15 protein-coding genes are annotated in these 18,045 nt (G+C 60.1%); 6 read left to right on the forward strand and 9 right to left on the reverse strand.

Annotated features, from left to right (window positions below; genetic code table 11):
• From IPM54_11265 to IPM54_11275, 3 genes are all read right to left on the reverse strand, one after another.
• A complete protein-coding gene (locus IPM54_11265) occupies positions 1–786 on the reverse strand; it encodes a hypothetical protein (protein ID MBK9260401.1) in 786 nt (261 codons plus the stop codon).
• Positions 787–827: 41 nt separating this feature from the next.
• On the reverse strand, positions 828–2,459 hold the full coding sequence (locus IPM54_11270; GenBank protein ID MBK9260402.1) for a hypothetical protein: 1,632 nt from the start codon (positions 2,457–2,459) through the stop codon (positions 828–830).
• Between the two features lie 234 nt (positions 2,460–2,693).
• Complete coding sequence (locus tag IPM54_11275; GenBank protein ID MBK9260403.1) at positions 2,694–3,584, reverse strand: hypothetical protein; 891 nt, start codon at positions 3,582–3,584, stop codon at positions 2,694–2,696.
• Between the two features lie 649 nt (positions 3,585–4,233).
• Here IPM54_11275 and IPM54_11280 point away from each other — a divergent pair.
• Positions 4,234–4,653, forward strand: a complete 420-nt coding sequence (locus IPM54_11280; protein ID MBK9260404.1) for a hypothetical protein — start codon at positions 4,234–4,236, stop codon at positions 4,651–4,653.
• Between the two features lie 55 nt (positions 4,654–4,708).
• Here IPM54_11280 and IPM54_11285 read toward each other — a convergent pair whose 3' ends face one another.
• Positions 4,709–7,321, reverse strand: a complete 2,613-nt coding sequence (locus IPM54_11285; protein MBK9260405.1) for a neutral/alkaline non-lysosomal ceramidase N-terminal domain-containing protein — start codon at positions 7,319–7,321, stop codon at positions 4,709–4,711.
• Between the two features lie 48 nt (positions 7,322–7,369).
• On the reverse strand, positions 7,370–7,729 hold the full coding sequence (locus tag IPM54_11290; GenBank protein ID MBK9260406.1) for an FHA domain-containing protein: 360 nt from the start codon (positions 7,727–7,729) through the stop codon (positions 7,370–7,372).
• 121 nt (positions 7,730–7,850) lie between these two features.
• Here IPM54_11290 and IPM54_11295 point away from each other — a divergent pair, with 121 nt between their 5' ends.
• Complete coding sequence (locus tag IPM54_11295) at positions 7,851–9,050, forward strand: acetyl-CoA C-acetyltransferase (protein ID MBK9260407.1); 1,200 nt, start codon at positions 7,851–7,853, stop codon at positions 9,048–9,050.
• Positions 9,025–10,437, forward strand: coding sequence for a flavin monoamine oxidase family protein (locus IPM54_11300; GenBank protein ID MBK9260408.1), 1,413 nt, complete (start codon positions 9,025–9,027; stop codon positions 10,435–10,437). The genes IPM54_11295 and IPM54_11300 overlap by 26 nt, the downstream gene beginning before the upstream one ends.
• On the opposite strand, the gene IPM54_11305 is transcribed toward IPM54_11300, so the two are convergent.
• The 3 genes from IPM54_11305 to IPM54_11315 all read right to left on the reverse strand — a co-directional run bounded on the left by IPM54_11305 (position 10,329) and on the right by IPM54_11315 (position 13,624).
• A complete protein-coding gene (locus IPM54_11305; GenBank protein ID MBK9260409.1) occupies positions 10,329–12,245 on the reverse strand; it encodes a recombinase family protein in 1,917 nt (638 codons plus the stop codon). The genes IPM54_11300 and IPM54_11305 overlap by 109 nt on opposite strands.
• A complete protein-coding gene (locus IPM54_11310) occupies positions 12,242–12,418 on the reverse strand; it encodes a hypothetical protein (protein MBK9260410.1) in 177 nt (58 codons plus the stop codon). The genes IPM54_11305 and IPM54_11310 overlap by 4 nt, the downstream gene beginning before the upstream one ends.
• A gap of 243 nt (positions 12,419–12,661) precedes the next feature.
• Positions 12,662–13,624, reverse strand: a complete 963-nt coding sequence (locus IPM54_11315) for a hypothetical protein (protein MBK9260411.1) — start codon at positions 13,622–13,624, stop codon at positions 12,662–12,664.
• A 158-nt stretch (positions 13,625–13,782) separates the two neighbouring features.
• Here IPM54_11315 and IPM54_11320 point away from each other — a divergent pair, with 158 nt between their 5' ends.
• From IPM54_11320 to IPM54_11330, 3 genes are all read left to right on the forward strand, one after another.
• A complete protein-coding gene (locus tag IPM54_11320) occupies positions 13,783–14,298 on the forward strand; it encodes a hypothetical protein (GenBank protein MBK9260412.1) in 516 nt (171 codons plus the stop codon).
• A gap of 406 nt (positions 14,299–14,704) precedes the next feature.
• A complete protein-coding gene (locus IPM54_11325) occupies positions 14,705–15,697 on the forward strand; it encodes a hypothetical protein (GenBank protein MBK9260413.1) in 993 nt (330 codons plus the stop codon).
• A 59-nt stretch (positions 15,698–15,756) separates the two neighbouring features.
• Positions 15,757–17,388: a hypothetical protein gene (locus tag IPM54_11330; protein ID MBK9260414.1), complete on the forward strand. Its 1,632-nt coding sequence runs from the start codon at positions 15,757–15,759 to the stop codon at positions 17,386–17,388.
• Positions 17,389–17,487: 99 nt separating this feature from the next.
• Here the strand turns inward: IPM54_11330 and IPM54_11335 are convergent, their stop codons facing one another.
• A complete protein-coding gene (locus IPM54_11335; GenBank protein MBK9260415.1) occupies positions 17,488–17,883 on the reverse strand; it encodes a hypothetical protein in 396 nt (131 codons plus the stop codon).
• Between the last annotated feature and the right edge of the window lie 162 nt (positions 17,884–18,045).

The raw sequence follows: 18,045 nt of genomic DNA on the forward strand, positions 1-18,045 counted from the left end.
TCACGCCACCAGTGCCGGCAGCGCTGCATCCACCGGGGTAAATTCGGCACCGCGTACGTTGTGCGCCGTGAGCGCTCGGGCGAGCTCTTGCGAAATGAGGACACCACGCACGCCCCATCCGTCACCGAACAGTTGTCGCGTTTTTGCCATCGCTGCGACAGGCTCCTTGACCAGCGGGGGAAACATGCCGCGAGTGACCCATTGGTACTTGTCTCGACCGCAAGCATCGCAAGAAATGGGCGTCAGGCCATCCGTCACCACGTCCACTTCTTCATCGACCACCAATTGCACGACGGTCTTCAATTCGATGCCTTTGCGATTGGTAACCGATCGGCAACCAATGCCGAACGGTTTGAACACGGTTTCCCAAACCGCGGGTGGAACGAAGAATTCCTCGAAGACCCAGATCAGCGTCATGATTCCTCGACGGTTCCACTTCGGCTCGCCTTTGATCCGGAATGGCGCGTTTTGAACCGCCCCATGCATGCATTTCATGCACGCATGCGTGAGATCGTAGGTGACGTTGGTGTACCCCTCCAGGTCCTGCGGCTGCGGGTAACCGTTGCCCCACGCCGCGAGCTGCAGCCAACGCGCAGAATCGATCTCGTGCTGGGTGAACTCGGTACGCACGTATCCTAATTTCTTGCCCCATTGTTGCAGCAACGAACATAGCAGAAGCCAGTTTGGATGATCCTCGGCTATGTCGAATCCAACGAACGGCTCCGGTTCGTCATGCTTCTCTACGCCTGGAAGGAATTTGATGCCCAAGGATCCGAGTTCCTGCATCTGGGCTCTCGTTACGTGAAAAGCAATTCGGTGGATGAACTTCATAGGTCCAACGCTCGCAGAATGGCAGGGTAATTCTTGTAGATGTCACGTGCGGCGGTCAGAATCGCTTCCTTGTTCGTTATGTTCGTTCCGGCATTACCATATCCAATGGCGTAGTGCCACTTATTCGTGAAAGCCTGGTGTTCCGCCGCAGTGACTGCCACGCTCAGGTTGATGCGCTCATCACCGTTGAAGTAGCGCAGAAACCGCTGCTCGATGAGGTGGTGCACTTCCAGCCCCGTTCCTTTTACCGCAATGCGCAGTTGGTTGTATGTCTTGACGCCGAACTCGGCCGCGCGGGACAGGTTACCGAACGGCGGCGGGGCCGTTGCCGGCGGAGTTGGCGTGCCCGGTTTCAGCGCAGGCGCGTTTGCATTCGCAGGGGGCGGCTTCGGAAGCGCCTTTGGCCGCAAGAAGAACCCGACCCCGCCTGCCGTTCCGGGGACGAACAGTGGCATGCCGCGGATCCGCGTCATCGCTGCGTTGAAGGCTTTGCCGCTGGCAGATTCAGCGAGCACGGCGACATTCATTGTCACCATATGAAGCAGCTCGAATCCCGCAAGCACCGTTAGCGATCGGAGCTGAGCCTCTGCAATGGAAGCACCATAACCCAGTTCAAATGCTCGTGCGGCCACCGCCGCTAGCTCGGGATCATCATATGTCGGCAGCTCAGGGATGGCATTGAGCTTCTTGTCAAGCCCCGTGATGAGCATACGCACGATATCCGGGTGAGTGTTGAGAAACGCCCTGAGTCCGATCTTGGGGCCCAATGGGGGGAAATTGCTCAGGGTTTCATTCAACTCCCCGAACGCGGCTCCATACTGCCGCCCGAGATCCTGCAAATGACCCCTCACCGCAGCGATGGTTTGTTGCCGCACCGTCAGCGGTCCCGGTCCCATGCAGCCACCGGTGAGGCCTTTTTTGGGCAACGGCTGCCCAAAAAACGCCGCCGCTTTGCTCTCATCAGCGGCTTCTTCCGCAAAAAGTGTACAACCCCTCTGCTCATCCGCCAACAGCACTTCCGATGGCGGAAGCCACTCGTCCTTTACTTCCGGTGGCGGCAAGATCGAAAATCGGTCCCGGCAACGAACCTCGTCGTGTGGGCTCGGCATGCGAAGTACGCTGCGTGAGTCCGATTCCGGATCGTATTCGAATACCATGCGGCTTGATCGCGCCATGCGATCGAAGACCTCTTCATGCATATCCGAGATGCACATCCCCTCCTCGGAACAAACCCATCGCAAAGCATCAACCTCGACATCAAGCGCCCGCCCGCAAACCTTCACCATGCGCGCATGGGGATATCGCGCCGCGAGTGATCGCGCACATGCCACGTTCGATAACGCAAGCGCTCCCGCAAGCAGCGCGACCACGACCGTCGACGCAAAGCGACGAAACCACGTGATCAGCATGCCAAGCGCGGAGAATGAAGTGCATGGCAATGCGTCCCGCAACCACCATCGCGCACGACGGATGCGCCGGTCAATTTCCTTGATGGCGTTCATGGACAAACGGTTTTGTATGTTGCCGCGACCGGCGGTGGTGCCCGAGGGCGTGTCGTCACCCCCGCATGCGAGTGGCAATATCAGCGACGCAACAAAGACGCGAAGCACCGACCGGAAGCCCACCATGCCAATTCCCTCCGGAAAGCAGACTAAGGCAGAGCTGCGTCAATTGTCGATGGGAAACCGCGGCTAGCTAGGACGTTGGTTATCCCAGCCTACGGTGCCGGCGCGGCTGTATACGAGCAACGGCGAAGTCCTTCCGACGTCAACGGAACGTAGCGACTTTGGAGAGCGGCTGGGAGTAAGGAACTAATTACGGGCAAACCCTGGCGCAATATGCTCTATGCAAAGGAGCGGAAGCTATTGCGTGCCGCCTGCTTCGAGCTCGGCTTGGAGTTTCGCCACTTCCGCGGCAGCTTCGGCCGCGCGCTTTTGCGCCGCCTCGAATCGCGCTTTGCGCTCCGCGAGCTCCGCTTCCTGCCGCTCGCGCAACTGCTGCGCCGCTTTTTCCTTTGCCGCTTCGAGCTGCGTTTCGTGTCGCTTCAGTTTCGCCCGCAATCGCTCGACCGACTGCGTCATTTCCGCAATCGTCGGCGCGCGCGAGCCGCCGGTCGTCATGTAAAATCGATCCGCAAAATCGCTCGGCACATCGGCATTGCCATGCACGATTTCACTCAGCTTGCCATACGTGAGCTTTCGCAGTGCATTGCATTCATTGATGCACGTCGTCCGCGGACCAGCCTTGAATGCATCCATAGCTTGCTGCGCCAATGCCATTTTCGTCTCTGCCTCGTCTGCTTTTGCAACTGCCGAAACGAGCCGCGTGGCTATGGCCGACAACTCCGTAATACCCGTGGCGCCGAGCGGCCCAATCCAATTGCGCATGGTCGCAAGTTGCGCGCCGAGCAGCGGGCGCTTCAGCTCGCTCGGGCTTTGGCCCGCAAAGAGCTGCTTGTAAAGTGGCGCCTGATACTCTTCCTTGAAGGCGCTGGTCACCGCCTTCTTCGTATCGTCCGCCAGGCGATTCAGCTCGTCGTCCGCTGCCAAGGCGAGCGCACGCGAAAGCAGAATCGCGTCGATCAACGTCGCTTCTTCCGCTCGCTGCTTGCGCACCTCCGTGCGCGTCGCGGCAAAGGGCGGCGCAAGGGCCGCCGTCACGGGGTAAGCCGTCAAAAACATCTCCGTATGCCGGAGCTCGCCGTCGACTTCATCGAATGGCTCGTCAATTTCGAGTGTTCGTGGTGCTCCCATGAACGATGACGCGTACACCTTCGTTCGCGCGATGTAAAGCGTTTCTTACAGGTGATCCGCACGTGGGCATCCGGGATGCCAGTTCCGCCGTGAAGCATCGGCGACGTTCCGTAACGGGTCCAAAAAGCCACCGAGACCCGCGCGCGGCGATGAGGGTGCTTGCCCAAAAGCCGCGAAAAGCATGAACAACTGGGGCGAGCCCATGCAAAAGGCCGCCGCGAGGCATCCGCATGGCGTGCGGATTTCGCGTCATGACCGCCGCGAGGGGTCGACGTGACACGGCGTGCAACGGTCATTGCTGCAGCGAAGGGTCGACGCAGGAAAATGGTGGCACGGAGATAGGACGCGAGGGGGTTCGTATCGAGAACGGTCTCATGCGTTTTGTGTGGTGGAGGGGTCTCCCCAATAAATCCGGCGAGGATTTTTGGCGGTAGAGGGGTCTCCCCAAGAAAATGTACGCATTCCTTGGGCGCGTAGGGGTCGCGGGGCGCTGCATCGATGGGTACGTCGCCATGCGTAGGGGATCGAGGAACATTGTGCACACACGCCAGATCCCACGGCAACATCACAGGGATGAATGCCTTTGAACCCTCCCCCAAAATTGCTATCCTTCCGCTCCGAACACGTAACGTATCGTAAAGCAAACACCATGACCATACCTGCGGATGACGGCTGGCATTTCATTGGCAAACACGCATTTCGGTTCGAGCCTCCGGACATCCTGTTCTCGCGGCCCATTGGCGACATGTCGGTCGATCAGGTCAAGCAGATGATGGCGTTCCTGGATACCTTGCCCGCGCCGGAAAAAGGCTTCTTCGCGCTGCTCGACTCCGCCCAAGCTGGTCGCCAGGATCCCGCCGCAATGAAGCTGCCGGAGGTCATGGAGCGAATGCAGTTGTACCAAGCGATGGTCTATTTCAACGCCGACTTCCACCATCGAACAATCATTGGGCTGTATCAACGCGTCGGTCGATTGATGAAGTTCGCCACGAGCAACATCCCCGTGATGATCTGCAACACCGAAACCGAAGCGCGCGCTTGGATCGACGCACAACGACGAAAATCGTAATCGTCTGCGGAAATTTTAGGGAATTCTTGGGGAAGTGACCTACGTCCGCTCGATGTCAGAGCACGTCGAGCGACCCGCCATTACCGACGCTATCGCGCACGTCGACCTTCACCGCGTCGATGGCTTCTTGCATCGTGAGCGGCACGCTCGCTTTGCCTGACGCATCGGGCATCACGTCCACCGTTTTCGTCTGATTGTTCGCAAACGTCACGATGACCGTCCACGGCCCCAAGAGCGGCACATTCACGTCCGTTGGACCCACCTTCAATGCGCGAATGCCCGTTGCAGCGCCGAGGTTTGCCGTAACGTCGACGGACGTTGACGCCCGCGTGGCCGTCGACGATGCTGCGAGCGGCGCCGCCACGACCTCGAACGATTCGCTCGTGAGGCTGTACGAGGTGATGCCCGACGCAGCCTTTGCTTTGCCTTCGACGCGGAAACGATATTTGCCGAGCGGCAGCGAATAAGGTCCGATCGGGTTTTTCAAGGAAATCGGATCGCCCGGAACCGGCTGCCAAGTCGCCGAGAAAATATGCTTTTCTGGCGTCATCGATTCGAGCGGCTCCGGCGTGTACGTCGTGACGATGACGCCATCGAACGACGAGACGGTTTTCCCTTTGGAATCCTTCAGCGTCTCGAATTGCCCCGGCGCCGTTTCGTGTTCGATGAATACTTCGGGCGTATCGATGGCGACGTCTCCGCCGTACCAGACAAACCTTGCCGCACCGACGGCTCGGGATACGGTGGATGCGAGAACGGGAGCGTTCTTATCGGCCGTGTCGGGCCACCAAATGGTCGCAGGAACGGGTGCGACGGTGCCATGTTCACTGGTCGTGACGACCGTAATCGGTTCGACGTCCGGGTATGTCCAATTGGTGTATCGCGAGCTATCGACTTCGGGGTCTTCGATTTCCGGAGTCCATGCGGTCTTCGCAGCTTCCAAAATGCCATCGATGACGATTTCACCTTCGAGCGGTCCCCATAGATTGATGCTGGGCTCGTATCCGCCAGCGAGCCAATCTTCCGCGGTCAGCAAGTAACCGACGTGATCGTTGGCGTATCCAATGAGCAGCGTTTTGTCCGCGCCTGCGGGCGAACGCGCGCGCAGGTAACTCGCAAATGGAGCCACGGCTTCTCCAGGCATCGTGAGCGCCATGTAATCGCCCGTCGGCGTGCCCGAAATTCGAATGGCGCTCACGGTCGTGCGCGACGTGTCGCAGAGAGGCATCGTCCGGTCGTAGTCGCCAATGTAGAACGCATCGAGAATGATGTGGCCACCCGTCTGGACATTGAGGCACGAGCCATACGGCTTGAGACCCGCTGTGCCGGGAACGGGCGCAATGGCACCCGCGCCATTCGCTTCGCCGCAAAGGCCCGCACCGGCAAATGCATTGAATTCGTCGATGGGGCTCAGGATTTTGCCATTGTCGTCGAAAATGATCCGATCGGGCTCCACGAATTCGGGATCGAAAGCCTTGTACCGGAGCTCTTGGCCATCCGGGCGTTTCACGACGGCGTCTCGACCGACGTAAAACGTGCGCGTCGCGATTTCGAGCGCTGCTTTGTCGCCGGTCTGTACGTTTTTGATCAGCGGCGCGATGATCTCCGCCGCCCGAGCGCCGAGCGTCTCGAGGCGCGGCATGTCGAGGCATTGTCGAGAATCTGGACACGCCGCGCGACCTCCATGGCCAGCCGGAGAAACGTCCCCGGCTGCACCCTGAAAATGAAGCACGGGATGACCAAGCTCGTGCTCGAGCGATCGCACGATACCTCCCGTCGCGTCCGTGGAAGCAAGCGGATTGTCGCCACCACTCACGGTGCCGTGAATGGGAAAATCGACAATGGCAGCGAGCGGCGAGCCGTCGAGTTTGTCGACGCGCATGATCCACAAATGGGTATCCTTGTCTTCGCCGGCATGATTGCCGTCCGGCCCGAGCACCATGTCGTTGTCGCCGCGCCGATCACGATTGACTTCATCCATCGGATCGAATGCCTTTTCGACGTGAATTCCCAATTTCGCGGGCACCATTCCATCGAGCGCTTCCTTGATGGCGCCCGCGACGCTGTCGACGAACCGCTCCGCAAGCTCCTGCTTGGGCCTGTCCGACCCTGCCATGAGCACCAAACTCGGTTGATACCCGCCCCACGATGAATGGCTATGCGATCCACTGAGAACAATGTGGCCGCGCATCGATCCATCCGGCGCCACCTTGGATTCGAGCTCGAACACCGTGTTTTCCATGACGTACGGTGCGTCGAGACGAACCAGCACGACACGTTCGCCGCCGGCTTCGAGAGCGAGCACTTCGGCGCGCAAACCGTCGTGCATGCCCACGGTGGGAACGAAGCTCTTGGCAAAGCGCTGAGGACGCTTGTCGACAGGGTTTGGACCTCCGATGAGGCCCTTTGCACGCGATGTGTATCCACCGAGCGGCGAACCAATGGGGATGGGAAGGAGGACGGAGCCGTAGCCGGCTTTGATTTCCGTCGGCGCGTTGGCCGGTTTTTCAGGACGAGCCGGAGCCTTTTCGAACTTGCAATGAGCAAGCACGTCGACGGCAGGCTCCACCGTGGGCGGGGGTTTGTCCGGATTGTCGGTCCCGCATGAAGCCACGAACGTCGCAAGGATCCCGATGCCCAACCAACCAAGCTTTCGCCGAAATGCCATGACCAAGCGCCTCCACGAGCGAGCATACTTGATCTGGTCTCGATGCGGCTATCCTTTGCCCTTGAGGAGCTTCATGGTGATGCCTCCGCACACGATGCGAGCGCCCGCTGGCAAGCTGCACGAAGTCACACGACGCCCGTTCACGAACGTGCCCACGCGGCTACCCAGGTCTTCGATGGTGACCTGATCGCCTTGCACGACGATGAGCGCGTGTCTGCGCGAGATGGTTTCGAGAGACAAACGGATGTCGGCTTCGGGCGCGCGGCCGAGCAAATAGCGTCCATCGACGAGTTCGAACGTGCGTCCGCTGTCTTCTGGGCCGACGACGATGATGGTGAACCCTGTCGCGTCGTCGCTTTCGTGAAAGCTCGAAGCGGCTGGGCGCGTGGGATCGTCGCTCGGCTGCATACGAAGTGACTGTCGACGAGCCCAGGGCGTACGTCAACTTTCGAGCCCGATTCGGGCCTTGCTCGACGGCGCGCGACAACGCATGCTGGCGCGACCTTTGGACCAGCACAGCGGAGAGATTATGTTGAACACGGACAAAGACATCGTCATCGTTGGCGCCAAGCGAACGGCGTTCGGGACGATGAACGGAGCGCTCGAAGGCATCACGGCAAACGACCTTGCAGCGCACGCAGCGAAGGCAGCACTTGCGCAAGCCAACGTGAAGCCGAGCGACGTGGGGCACGTCGTCGTGGGCAATGTGCAGCAAACGAGCGCGGATGCGATCTACTGTGCGCGTCACGTTGGATTGAAGGCGGGTGTGCCCATCGAAGTGCCCGCTCTGACGGTCAATCGCCTGTGCGGATCCGGGTTCGAAGCTGTCGTGCAAGCCGCAATGCTCGTAATGCTCGGCGAATCGGACGTGGTTCTTTGCGGCGGCACGGAGAACATGTCGCAAGCTCCGCACGTGCTTCGAGGTGGACGCAAGGGGTATGCATTCGGCAAAGCGCCTGCCTTGGAAGATTCGCTCTGGAGTGCGCTGACCGATTCGTACGTGAATTCGCCCATGGCGATGACTGCGGAAAACCTCGCGACGAAGTACGGCATCAGCCGTGACGCATGCGACGAATACGCGCTGCGAAGCCAGAAATCGTGGGCAACCGCAAACGAAGCGGGAGCCTTCAAGGACGAGATCACGCCGGTCGAGCTACCGGGCAAACGCGGAGCGCCGCCGGTATCGTTTGTCGTGGATGAACATCCGCGTCCGCAATCGACGCGCGAAGCGCTCGCCAAGCTTGCGCCGGTCTTCAAGAAAGACGGCGTGGTGACGGCAGGAAACGCGAGCGGCATTTGTGATGGCGCGGCGATGTTGGTGGTGACGAGCGCGGCGGTTGCTCGCGACAAGGGCCTCGTGCCGCTTGCACGGCTGCTCGGGTGGGCATCGGCGGGCGTCGATCCGGCGATCATGGGCATTGGTCCTGCGGCAGCGATTCCGAAGGCGCTCGCAAAAGCGGGGCTGCGCCAGGACGACATCGACGTATTCGACGTGAACGAGGCATTTGCGCCGCAATGGCTTGCCGTGCAGAAGGAGCTCGGATTGCCGATGGAGAAGTGCAACGTCAACGGCGGGGCGATTGCGCTGGGTCATCCTCTCGGTGCATCGGGAGCGCGCATCACGACGAACCTCGTGTACACGCTTCGTCGTTTGCAAAAGCGATACGGCGTGGGCAGCGCGTGCATTGGCGGCGGTCAAGGCATTGCCGTGGTGCTCGAGCGGATGTAGATCTACGTCCGTGACGCCAGATTCAACGTCTTCACGCAAGACCGACGCGGACGTGGTGGTTGTCGGCGCCGGTCTTGCAGGTTTGTCCGCGGCGCGTGCTCTCGTGGAAACGGGAGCGCGCGTCGTGGTGCTCGAAGCGCGGGACCGCGTTGGAGGTCGCACGCTGGGGCGGAACATCGGCGGGCGCGTGCTCGATTTGGGCGGACAATGGATTGGCCCCCGGCAGGAACGCCTCGCAAAATTGGCCCGAGACCTTGGGGTGCAAACCTTCCCGACGTACCACACGGGAAAAAAAATTCTTTATCGTAACGGGAAGCTGTCGACGTATTCGGGAACGATCCCATCGCTGCCATTACCAAGTCTGGTATCGCTGCACCTCGCGCTGCGCAAATTGGACCGGCTGACGGAGAGCGTGCCGCTGCATCATCCGACGGCGGCGGCCAATGCAGCAGAATGGGACGGACAAACCGTCGAAACGTACGCTCGAAAGCTGATGCCCAAAGCCGACGTGCGCGACTTGTTCAATGCCGCCGTTCGTGTGGTTTTCGGTGCCGAGCCGCATGAAATGTCGATGTTGTATTTCCTTGCGTATTTGCGCGCGGGCGGCGGCCTGATGAAGCTCGTCGAAATCGAGGGCGGCGCACAAGAGCGGCGATTCGTCGGCAGTGCGCAGGAATTGTCGTTGCGTCTTGCGCAGAAGCTGGGCGATTCCGTCGTGCTTTCGGCGCCGGTGCGGCGTATCGAGCAGCAGGATGACGGGCTCGTCGTGGCATCCGACGCAATCAACGTGCGTGCGAAGTATACAATCGTCGCGGTGCCGCCGGTGGTTGCCAATCGTATCGATTACCGTCCGCTTTTGCCCGTATCACGCGATGCATTGGCCGGGCGGATGCCTATGGGATCGGCGGCCAAATGCATTGCGGTGTATGATCGGCCATTTTGGCGTGAAGAAGGTTTTTCCGGAGAAGCGGTCACGAACGAGGGGCCCTTGTCCGTGGTCTTCGACAATGGCTCTCACGATGGAACGGTGAATTCGCTCCTCGGGTTTGTCATGGGTGACGAAGCGCGGCGGTTTTCGTCGCGACCTGCACAAGAGCGTCGCGAAGCGGTGCTGGCGAGCCTCGGCAAGATGTTTGGTGACAAGGCGCGGAAGCCGGTCGAATACGTGGAATTCGATTGGTCTGCGGAAGAATGGTCGCGCGGGTGCCCCGTGGCGAACATGGCGCCTGGCGCGATGCTGTCGTGTGGAGCTTCGCTACGCATACCCGTGGGGCGCATTCATTGGGCAGGCACGGAGACTGCGACCGAATGGACGGGGTACATGGAAGGAGCGCTCGAATCGGGGGATCGCGCGGCGCGTGAGGTGCGGGCGAGGTTGGGGCGGTAGCAGCCCGTTGATTTCTCACCGGTAACCTCTCGACAACTTTGACGCGCCGCCTTTTTGCCGGGCGGCGCAAGCACGGACATGAGCCGCTTGTCCGCGGCCTTCTCGCCAACCATTTCCTCTCGGGGCAAAGCCAGCGACAGTGTGAACTCCCTGCCACTCGGCGAGACGCGTATGTGAAAGTCATGCGAGCGCTTCAGTTCCTGGAATATTGCACGCTGGTAATCCGTGCGCGCGGCGATCCGTTCGCGAAGCTGCGCCAAGTAATGACGAACTCGATCCGGATTCAAGGCGCGTTCCACAGGTGGCGTTCGCGATTCCATGTTGACGATTTCCCCCTCGACATTTTGCAGTTCTGCGCGCAATTCACGAACGCGTTCCAATACGGCCGCATCCGGGTTGGGGCAGGCTTCGAATGCCTTGAAGTATTTCGCAATCGCCCCCTTGAGTGTGTCTCGTTTTCGTTGAAGCGTGGCAAGTCGTTTCATGGCGTCCGGCTGCTCCGCCTTCATGCCCTTTTGCATTCGCTGGAAATGCTCCATGACGAACTCGGGCGACGCGAGGATCTCGTGCAGCCAGTTCCAGACGGCATCTTGAAGCGGAGTGGCAGGAATCGCCGGAAACGAACATGCTTCGGGACCGCCATCATGACGCCTGGAGCAATAGTAGTAGCGGTAATTCCGTTCGGGTATTGCACGCCGCGTCGTCCATTTGCCGTGAAGACTTCCACCACATAGCGGGCATTTCAACAGTCCGGTGAGCGAAAACATCTCGATCGTGGCGCCCGCAGGCGAGTTGCGTATTCGATTGATTTTGCTTTCGCTCGCCCTGATTTCTTGGGCCAAGTGCCAAACGTTCGGTTCAATGATCGCCGGATGTTCGCCCGCAAATAGGGTCTGCTTGTGCCGCGGCAATTTTGACGGGACACGACGCTCGTATGCCACTTCGTCGAAACTCTGGTACCCAGCATAAACGGGATTCTTCAGAATCTTCACGACGGTGCTGTGCACGAATGGCCCCGCCAGACGCCTGTGATAGCCAGCCATGTTCAAGTGCCGTGCAATTCGCTTGCAGCCGTAGCGGTATTGGTGCGACGTGTACAACTCAAAAATGAGTCGAACGATAGCCGCTTCGTCTTCGTTGATATACCAGGTTTTTCCGACGGGATACTCAACGCATGCCTGACGATACGCGTCATCGGGCGAATACCCGTCGGCGATGAGTTGAGCTTTGCGGTGCGTTTGAGACGTGTATCCGAAAGGCGGTGCACCTCCGCTCTGCTTTCCCTTTAATGCTTTGCCCCGTTTCATTTCGCGAATACGTTCCGAAACCAAACCGACTTCGAGTTCCGAAGCAGCACCAAGCACCTGTAATGAAAATCGACCATGCGCGCTTTTGTATTCGTAGCGACTGTTGAAATCCCAAAGTTCGACGCCGTGCGGTCGCAGAACGCCGATGAGTTTTCCCATCACGTCATTGTTGCGCCACAAGCGATCGGTATGTCGCGCGCAAATTCCAATAATGCGACCCGCGGCAGCATCGTCGAGCATTTGCTTGAACGCAGGACGTTTGTCTGTCCATAGCTCGGCAGATACGTTCACCGGTTCGACGTAAATCCGGTAATCGTGCCACCCCCGAGCCTTGGCAATCTCGATCGCCCGATTGCACTGGTTTGGAATGGATAGGTCTTTCTTGACGCTTTCCTCGGTTGTCACCCGCACGTAAAATGCCCAATAGCGAGCGGGCGGCGACGATGTGGCGTTCCACGATTGCAGCGATATGCCTTCCATGACGTGCTGGCGGGAATTCATTTCTTTTCGTCCTCTTCGCGTGCGAGCTCGACGAGAAGATCACCGACGACGTCCAGAAGTGCCCCACTGAACCGAAAATCGTTTTCGATCGCTCCCGTGGCGGCCCCCTCGGTTGGCCGAATGCGGGCCATGACTTCGCCGTTCGTCTCGTCCGACGCGCGGACGTCTACCACGAAGGAACGTGTTGCGGTAGGGGCAGTGCGTGCCGGTACACGACGGTTGCGTGTGCGCCGCCCAGCGCCTACGACGAGCGGCGTGGCGGACGGGCGCGAGCGAGACGAGCGGGGTGGAATCGTGGAAGGTTTGTCGCTCGCCATGATGAAATTCCAAATTTCAAGGAAAAGACGCACCTCGCCCATTGCCAGAACAATTGGTCTGGCTCATTGATATGTTTTGCTATTCGACGTACGAATCAGCTACGCCGGAGCGCGAGCCCAACGCAGAACTTCATCGAGTTTGTCGGTCGAGTATTCCCTCGAAAGCCATTGCAGGTCCTTGTCGACGTCCTGCATTGGGTAGGTTCCACCTGCGAATGCGGTCCCCAAATCCGGCAATGGTGTCGTTGGCCGTGCTTGCGTAAAGCGAAAAGGCTTTTGGGGCGGTGCAGAGGGCGTCCGTTGTGCGCCGGGGGTTGACTGCGGCGACGTTGGTGGCACCGTCGGGGGCGCGGCTTGCGTGGCACCAAGGGCCGGCTGAGGAGCTGGCGGTGCGGGTGCTTGCACAGGGGTCGGTGCTCGTTGTTGCGGCATGGGCGGTGGCGCCAACATTGCGGCGGCAATCGCGGCTATGTGCCCGTAGTCCATCGGCACTGGAGCGCGCGTGGGCGTCCCTTGCACCGAGCCAACTGCACCAACGTTCGGCGTTGTGGACGGGGTTGCTGGCGTCGACATCGCCGCTTTTATCGCGGCAAGATCCTCGTGGGTCATTGGCCCCGGTCCGAACTTGGGCATTGCTTCCGCGCCCGTATACGCCTGTGGCTGGGGAGGCGGCACAGGCTTCTCCATGCGTTTCTTCGCGCCGAGCGCTGCGCCAAGGGCGCCGGTCCAGGACGCAAATGCACCATTGGCGATGTCGTGGAGGAACTTCCCGACCCTCTGTCCTCCCTTGGTCGCGGAGAGGTCGAAGAGCCCCGCGATGATTTTCAGAATGAGGCCCAGACCTGCATCGATGGGAATTCCCGCGGTCGACGCCTTCTCGCCAAGGGACTCGCGCGCGTAACTCATCCCGAACGCAGCCGTCGGAACGACCAAACTGGTGCAGATCTCCTGCAAAGTGTCCTCGTTCTGCGCTTTCAGCTCGTTCACGCGCGCACGTTCTCGTGCAGCAAGCGCTCGGTTCTTCTGGAGAAGAGCCTCAACCTGTTCGACGCCAAGTGCCATGCCTCAATGGATACCCGACTTTTGTCGAAACGGTCGAGATCGAGCGCAGTCAATATTGGTGGATGTACATAGTGTACATCTGCAACGAAGCGCTGGTAACATCAACGATTTCGTGCACATAATTCACAAGGTCCACACAACCTCGGGGGATATTGTCCATGTTTATCTCGCGTGCAGAGGCCGAGCGAAAATTCAAGATCAGCGCCGAACGTCTCCGGCAACTGGAGCAAGAGGGCAAACTCAAAGGATACGATCCTTCAAGGGTGGGGTATGAAAAACCCAAGAAAGGTCCCCGCTGCGGACCTCGGGTAAAAGTGGTCTACGACGAGGCGCATGTCGCGGCGTACGTGGGCAAAACGGGCGCAGACGCGAGGTTTGCCCGAAAGCAACGCAGGGACGCGCGCGTCTTCGAGATGCTCAAGGAGGGTATGGACGTGCCCACCATCGTGATGGAATTGCGGCTCGATTTGGCGGTTGTGAAGCACCTTCGTGACGAATACGCCGAATTAAAAGGTGGGTTTCTCGTTCCGGGCGAAGTACGCCGGATTGCGCGGGAGGCTGGCTACGAGATCGGACCTGACAACCTCGTCGACGTGCTGGTTCAACTCCTCAGAGCGGGGCGCAACTGCGAACCACCGAAGCGTCCTCGGGTGATAGTTGTTCCCGACGAATAATGCGATCCTGACAAACGTTTGTCAGGCTCGCACATTGGTCATGGTTACGACGTATGTCGCCACGCCCGCGAACGTGAGAGTGTTACGCGCGTCAAAAAATGCGAAATCGCCAATGATTTTTGCACGAAATCGGCCTGACGAACGGAGTAGGCTGAGAGTGCGTCGCGGCTGCATGCGACCGCGACGCAGACGGCTAAGTTCGTCGTGGTGTAAAAGCATCGCACAGGGGCACGCGGACGCGAACGCGTACACGTTCGAAGGCGGTGTGCAAGGCGTAAGAGGGCAGAAAAAGGGCTCTTGCCAGCCGCGAAGTGCGTAGCGCTTCGATTCTGCGCATGAAGCAAGGAACCGCGTTTTCCCTTGTCGCCCAGCTTTTCAACGCGCGATTCTGTATGCCATGCAAGCAATGACGACACGCCGCTCGGCCATGTTGGGCGGCCTGATGATGGGCTTCGTTGGGGCATGGATGGCGGGCGCGTGTGGTGGGGGCGGGCCGGCGCCGGGCGAGTGTACCGCTGTGGATGATCCACCGGTCGAAGAGCCGTCGACCGCATGTGCGAAGCCGCCGGCCACTGGGTGCAAGCGTTTCTTTCTCCCGCTCCTGGGAAATCCGAGCATGAACCCGGAGCTGGCCGCCAAGTACAGGGCCGCATTCGGTTTGGCGGCGTGCTACGTGCCTGCGGACGCGAACGCTCCCTTCAACTGCTGGTACAAGGAGGAGGATCTGAAGGAGAAGGATGGGAAGGATGGGAAAGCGTGCAGGGACGCGAAGAGAATCGGAGAAGTGTCGGGACTCGCTAAATACGACCAGGGCTACAAGTGCCAGAAAAACGAGGTCACGGGTGACTGGTGGGTGCAAGTCGGCTCGGATGTCGCGAACAAGATCGATATCAAACTCGGCGATGCACCTTTGGAGACGTCGCTCATCGATGTCGACGGCGTCCCGACGGAGATCAACGGCCCCTACCGGAATTTGCCCCAGTTGACCACCATAAAACCAGGGGAAGACTTCTACTGCAGCACCGGCCTCCCCGGCCCCGACGGTGGCACCCTCAACCAGAGGGAGTGGATTCTTCAGGTCAATCGCGCGGCGAATGACGGGGGGATTCGCTCCGACCTCGCGGGCTTCATGTATCCATGTGAGGACAAGTGCGGCAAGCCAATGATCTGTACCGAACCGGAGTTCCTCAAAGCTGGGCCTGCGAACGACCCAGAGGCAGCGCAGGTCCACCACGTCCAGCGCAGGAAGGACCTCCGCCGTTGTGAGTGGGGCACCAACGCAAACTCGAATGCGGTCGTCATTTCGCGAAAGCTCAACATTAAGCTAAGGAACTATTACCCGTCGGCGAACGAGGTGAATTGGGTCAACAAGGTTCCGCCGTACACCTACACGCCCTAACGCGGGTCGGCATCTGCGCGCATCTTGACGTCAAAGCCAACGTGGTCTAGGCGAGGCAGGTGATCGAACGGACGACCCCTGACTTCGGACGCTTGGTCTTTGACCGCGACGCCATCGTGCGGGCCGCGCTGCGCGCCTACGTCGAAACCTGCCTTCATGGGATCGCACGATTTGAGTCCCCAGCCTACAACTGGGTGGCGTGGAGGGGCGGCGTCGAGCGGGGCGCGTTGTCCCACATTCGAGATTCGTACAACATGGTCGTGGCGTGGACCGAGGCAGGCATCGTGGGTCTTGCGTCCGACGGTTCGGGTCCGATCCAGCACGGCACCCTCGCGCCCGACGCGGTGACGGGCGGCCCGGACGACGTGCGCTGGGCGCTGCCGGGCCTTCCGGAGGAGTTGGAGCCCGCGCTCGTGCTTGCCACCAGCACGCTCGACGTGGGATGCGACCATGGGGAGCGGATGGTGGGGAGCGGCTTCTGGCTCTACGGGGAACGGTTGGGAGAGACGTTCTTCGGGGAGCCATGGAACAGCGGATCTCCCTGGCTGGCTGCGTGGGGTTTGCTCCACAAGGGGCGGCTGCTGCAGCGGTCTTGTGAGAGTCATCCACGCCCAGGAAAAGTCGTGGTCAACCACGTTCGCCCGGAAGATGCCCCCGCTCACGAGATCATGGATGCCGTGGTCGATCGAAGGTTGAAAGGTCTCACGGAATTCACGCCCGCCGAGCTCGAGACGCTTCTTCACCCCGGGCTCGGCCCGGAGCAACTGCTTGGCGCGCAGCGTAGCCTCCAGATCGTAGGCATCACCTGGCCCGGCTCGCCCGAGCTCCCCCCTGCGACTCCGCAGCCACGTCTCAATCCGTTCACGCTGCATCCCCATGTGTGCCCAAAGCACTTCGAACACTTGATCGAATCTTTCGGACCCGTCCAGTTCAGCCGCGAGGTGATCGTCCGCGCGGCCCTGCGCGCCTATGTAGAAACCATCCTCGCGCCGCTCGACCCGCTCGCACGCCATAATCTCCCGGCCTGCGCCGTGCCGAAATGGACGGGTGACCTTCAGCGCGGCGCCTTCTTCAATGGCGACGGCTGCGGAAACTATGACGTCGTCGCCTGGACCGAGGCGGGCGTCGTCGGCCTCGCTTACAAGCGCGGCGCCGCACCCATCGAGCAGCTCGGCGCGGCGTTGCCGGGCCTGCCCGACGAACTCTTGCCTGCCCTCGAAATGGCCGCTGGCCTGCTCGAAGTCGGAGCCCATGGCGAGAAACTCGCGAGCGTTGGTTTCTGGCTCCACGGCGATCGCACCGCGGGCACGCTCTTCGACGATCCAACCTTACCGGGTGCACGTCGGCTCGTCGCGTGGGGCGCGCTCGACCGAATTGTCCCGTGGGGTACGGTCGACGAAACGGGAAAGGGGCGGCTCCCGCTGCTGGGTGATCGAGACACCGCAGCGCTCGCTATTGAGCTCGCCCGCACGACGGCTGCACCGATCCACGCGCTCATCGATGCGGTGACCGATCGCGCGCTGAAAGGCCCCACCGAGCTTTTGCCCGACGAACTCGCGACGCTATTGCCCACGCCGCCCGACCCAGAGCGTCTACTTGCCGCCCAGGACATGCTAAAAAAGGTCGGCATCACCTGGCCCGGCTCGCCAGTAATCCCTGATGAGCCGCGGCCGACAGGTTCAGCGAAGTAGATTCCAATCCACGATAGCCGACGAAATGCCGCAGAACGGACCGCGTTCGCGGTGTTGCCGGTCGGCACGCCTGTCGGGGCGTACGTGCGCGCATCGACGTTACATGCTCGTAGGTCCGTCAGTCGATGCGTCGGGAGGATCTGGTGGTGGCTTGCAACAATAGACGCGCGGATCGACTGGTTTGATTTCGCCAGCGGGTTCGCCGCCTATCGGATCGCACTTGCCCGGTTCGTTTACCGCCATTTTTGCCGAAATGGCACCCAACGACCATGGCATTGCTGGTGTGCAGACTGCTCCCGCGTAATCCTTGAAAAATGGCAATGGCATGTCGGCACAACCCGGATCTTGAAATGCTGAAAACGTAGCTATGCACTGGCTTCCCACGGGTTCCCCGCATTTACATTCGGAGCATTCTCGCTTTCCATCCATTCCGGTGTAGAAAATGTGCTGCTCAGGAAACGCTGCGGGGCATTGCGGCAATTTCGTCTCGTCCACGTTCGTTGATTGGTATTTGACACAATATCGAAACTCCGGAGGGGGCGGTAATGCATTCGGAGTGCAGGTTTTTCCGGAATCGCTACATTCGCCGTATGCATCCCCGGAGCATGCTTTTGCAAATTTCGTCCAACCTACGCCGCCAAAAATGAAATCTGACCG

This window comes from Polyangiaceae bacterium (assembly GCA_016715885.1).
Taxonomy (GTDB): Bacteria; Myxococcota_A; Polyangia; order Polyangiales; family Polyangiaceae; genus Polyangium.